Raw genomic sequence first — 4,015 nt, forward strand, 5'->3', positions numbered from 1 at the left:
GCCTGAGCTTCGACCACGCGGTGCCGATCGATCCGCTGATCGTCGACCGCATCGAGGTGCTGCGCGGCCCGGGCGCGCTGCTGTACGGCGGCAGCGCGGTGGGCGGCGTGGTCAACGCGCTGGACAACCGCATCCCGTCGACCCGGCTGGACGGGCTGAGCGGCTCGGCCGAGCTGCGCCTGGGCGGTGCCGATGCCGAACGCGGCGGCGCGGCCTTGCTGGAGACCGGCAACGGCCAGTTCGGGCTGCACGTGGACGCCTTCGGCCGCAAGACCTCGGACCTGCACGTGCCGAGCTTCACGCCGCGCAGCGATGGCGAGGACCAGCCCGAGACCAAGCGCGTGCGCGCGTCGGCCAGCGACACGCACGGCGGCGCGGTCGGCGGCTCGGTGTTCTTCGACCACGGCTACCTCGGCCTGTCGGTCGATACCTACCGCAGCACCTATGGCGCGGTGGCCGAGCCGGACGTCGACATCGACATGAAGCGCGACCACGTCGGCGTGGCCGGCGAGGTGAAGCAGCTGGACGGGCCGTTCACCGGGCTGCGCGCGAGCTTCAACCACACGCGCTACCAGCACCAGGAGGTCGACACCGGCACCGGCGCGGTCGGCACGACCTTCAAGACGGCCGGCAACGAGCTGCGCGTCGAGGCGACGCATGCGGCAATCGGGCCGGTGCAGGGCGTGGTCGGGCTGCAGGTGGAGGATTTCGACTTCTCGGCGCTGGGCGACGAGGCCTTCGTGCCGAGCACGCGCACGAAGCGGCAGGCGCTGTTCGCGCTCGAGGACCTGGCCTGGAGCGGCGGCACGCTGACCGCCGGGCTGCGCGTGGAGCATGCGCGCATCACCTCGGACGGCGATGCCGCCGATGCGGCCGAGCCGAAGTTCGGCGCGGCGGATGCGCGCAGCTTCCCGGTGCGCAGCGCGTCGCTCGCGAACGTCTACAAGCTGACGCCGACCTGGTCGCTGAGCGGATCGCTGAGCTACACCGAGCGCGCGCCGACCTCGTTCGAGCTGTACGCGAACGGCGTGCATGCGGCGACCGGCGCGTTCGAGCGCGGCGACGTGAACCTGGGCGTGGAGCGCGGCAACAACATCGACGTGGCGCTCGCGTGGAAGGACGACGGCAACGAGCTGCGGCTGGGTGCGTTCAGCACGCGCTTCTCGCGCTTCATCTCGCTGGAGGCGACCGGCCAGCAGATCGAGGCCGAGGGCGATGACGGCCCGGAGTCGTTCCCCGAGTACGCGTTCCGCGCGGTGCGGGCACGCCTGAACGGCATCGAGATCAACGGCAAGCAGCGGCTGCTGCGCCGGGACGGCTGGACGCTGGGGCTGGACGGCAAGCTCGATTACACGCGGGCGACCAACCTCGACACCGGCGAGGCGCTGCCGCGCGTCGCGCCGCTGCGGGCGCTGGTCGGGCTGGATGTGGACAGCGGGCCGTGGAGCGGGCGCCTGGAGGTCGATGGTGCGGCGAAGCAGAACCGCGTGCCGGCGACCGACGCGGCGACGAACGGCTACGCGATCGTCAATGCGTCGCTAGCGCGGCGCTTCTCGATCGGCAACAGCGACGCGCTGTGGTTCCTGAAGCTCGGCAACCTGGGCGACAAGCTGGCGTACAGCGCGTCGACGGTGCAGACGGTGCGGGATCTGTCGCCGCTGCCGGGGCGGTCGGTGAAGACGGGGCTGCGGGTGAATTTCTGAGGGTGAGAGCAAAGGGCCGGGGACCGGCTCTTCTTACACACGAGGCGCGCCCTGCTCCTATTCGAAGTCTTCTGCCGACAGTCCGAATCCCTCGGAGAAAAATTTCATAACTTTCAGAGCATCAGCCCTCGTTGGTACCGTGACATCCTCCAAGCTGATCGATACGCCGACGGATTGAGAGGACGGCTCATACCTGACTTCCGTAACTTTGAGATGGCCAGTAAAGCCGGATATAGCAACAAAGGGAGTCGCGTTGGACGGCGCTGCAAGCACAACCGTCGAGCCAATTGCCGGCACTGCAGCCAAATCCAACACACCTGACACACGCCCGCCGGCCGACTCTTCGACTGTCATCACGCTGAAATCAATGTATATATTCATTTTGGTGGAGTCATGTTTCTCGGGAAATTTGGAATCCAGAGTTGTGTAGCCCGCATAATTTCAGCCGACATGTCACAACCCATTCTCTGACCAAGACTGATGATTGCAGCCACTTGCTCAATTCGACCCATGAGATTTAGCGCATGGTTTGTCCAGCCTTGCGTACCAAACATGGTCCCCTTGTCAGAAAGCATGTCTTCCACTTTGGGAATCGCTGCATCAATGGCCTTGTTGGCTTCATTCTTCAGAGCTTGACATGGGTCGCCCGCCCCAACGCATACTCTATCAAATTGTCGCTCTTCAAGCCTCGTCATGTTCTTTGGCCTAGGCGTCGAGAACATGCCTTCAAATGGGTTCTTGAATCTGCGCCACCACTCCGATGAAGGTGTTGGGTTTGGACTGTCCGGATCAATAATCGGAGGCGGTCCGAATTCGCAGACCAGCGTGAACCACGTCAACGTGCAACCTGCGAGACCATTCGGATCGACGAAGCTCAATGGATTCCCATCGACGTAGGCATACGTCGAGAGGCTTCCCCCGATCAAGCCGATCGGATCGCTCTGTATATAGCCTCTCGATGAGTCGTACTGCCGAAAGTAGTTGTACCAAAGCCCGCTCTCCGCGTCCGCGTATTGCCCCGGGAAGCGCAGGTTCTGCGTGAAGACCCCGAGCCCTTCCGGATTCATCTCCGGCGCGGTCGTGCCGAACGGCTCGGCCAGCCAGCGCCAGCGCACGTGGTTGTCGCGATCCATCACGATGCGCGGGGCATTCAGGTGATCGGTGTGGATGTAGTACACGAGCGGGTCACCGCTCGGGTTCGCCGGATCCGGCATGAACATCGCGATCGGCGTGTCGCGCAACCACACGTACTCGCGGATCGCCGCACCGTTCTGGTCGTACTCGCCGAGCAGGTGCCCCGCTTGGTCGTACACGAAGACAACCGTGCTTGCCGGACCTGTGCTGCTGACCTTGCGCACCCGCTGCCCGAAGGCGTTGTAGGTGTAGGTCGTCGTCACGCCACCCTTGGTGAGCGTCGCGAGCTGGCCGCGCAGGTTGTACGTCGCGCTGTAACCCGCGCTGTAACCCGCGCTGTCGCTGACCGTGTTGCCGGCGTTGTCGTAAGTCAAGTTGCGCGCCGGGTTCGTGATGCTCGCGAGCCGGTTGCTGGTGGCCTCGGTGTTGTAGGTGCTCAGGCTGCCGTTCAGGATCAGGCCGGCTCTGTTTCCGTTGGGATCGTACGAGATCGACCAGCTGGAGGTCGCCGTCGTGATGCCGGTCAGCCGGTCGTTCTCGTCGTGCGCGAAGGCCTGGTCGAGTGCCGGTTGCGGCGTGCCGTCGGGCAGCAGGTGCGTGAAGCTCGTGATGCGGCTCGCCTCGTCATACCGCACGTCGCGGAACACCGGGCCGAGACGGTAGCGCGTGATGCGTTCGCTCAGGTCGTAGAAGCGCTCGTGCGGCACCGGGCCGGCGCTGGTGTTCCACTGCCAGCTGCTCACCGCGCGCTCGAACGGTTCCCAGCGCACGTCGGTGATCAGCGCCACTGCAGTACCGCTCGCGTCTTTGGCGAGGCTGACGGCCTGGACCCGTCCGCGCAGCAGCGTCATCGACGCCACCCGGCCGGATGGATAGGTCGTGCTGCTCAAGTCCCCGAGCGTGTAGCCGTAGGTCACCGCGTGGGTGAGTTGCGCCGTGTTCGCGCCGCTGGCCGGCTGCACGCGCTGTGTGTCGGTGACGACCTGCCCGTGTGAGTTGTAGCGGTACTGGCTGGAGCCGCTGGGGTGAGCGGTGCTGGTCAGCCGGCCGATCCCGTACGCGAAACCAGCGCCGGTCTGGCTGTAGGCCCATGTCACCGACTCGCTCGGCTGGCCGGCAAGCGTCGACACCGCGCTGGTCGGCCGGTCACCCGCATCGTAGGTGTACGTCGTCAGCAC

3 protein-coding genes are annotated in these 4,015 nt (G+C 65.5%); 1 reads left to right on the top strand and 2 read right to left on the bottom strand.

The window, feature by feature from the left end; translation table 11 throughout:
* A partial coding sequence (locus AC1DXV_RS32245) for a TonB-dependent receptor (protein WP_477937557.1) occupies window positions 1-1,703 on the top strand: 1,703 nt, incomplete at its 5' end.
* 57 nt (window positions 1,704-1,760) lie between these two features.
* Here AC1DXV_RS32245 and AC1DXV_RS32250 read toward each other — a convergent pair.
* Together AC1DXV_RS32250 and AC1DXV_RS32255 are read right to left on the bottom strand one after the other, a co-directional pair.
* Window positions 1,761-2,057: a hypothetical protein gene (locus AC1DXV_RS32250; protein ID WP_477872459.1), complete on the bottom strand. Its 297-nt coding sequence runs from the start codon at window positions 2,055-2,057 to the stop codon at window positions 1,761-1,763.
* A gap of 23 nt (window positions 2,058-2,080) precedes the next feature.
* On the bottom strand, window positions 2,081-4,015 hold a 1,935-nt coding region (locus AC1DXV_RS32255; protein ID WP_477937559.1), incomplete at its 5' end, for an RHS repeat domain-containing protein.

Source organism: Rhizobacter sp. P3_C12 (assembly GCF_056402735.1).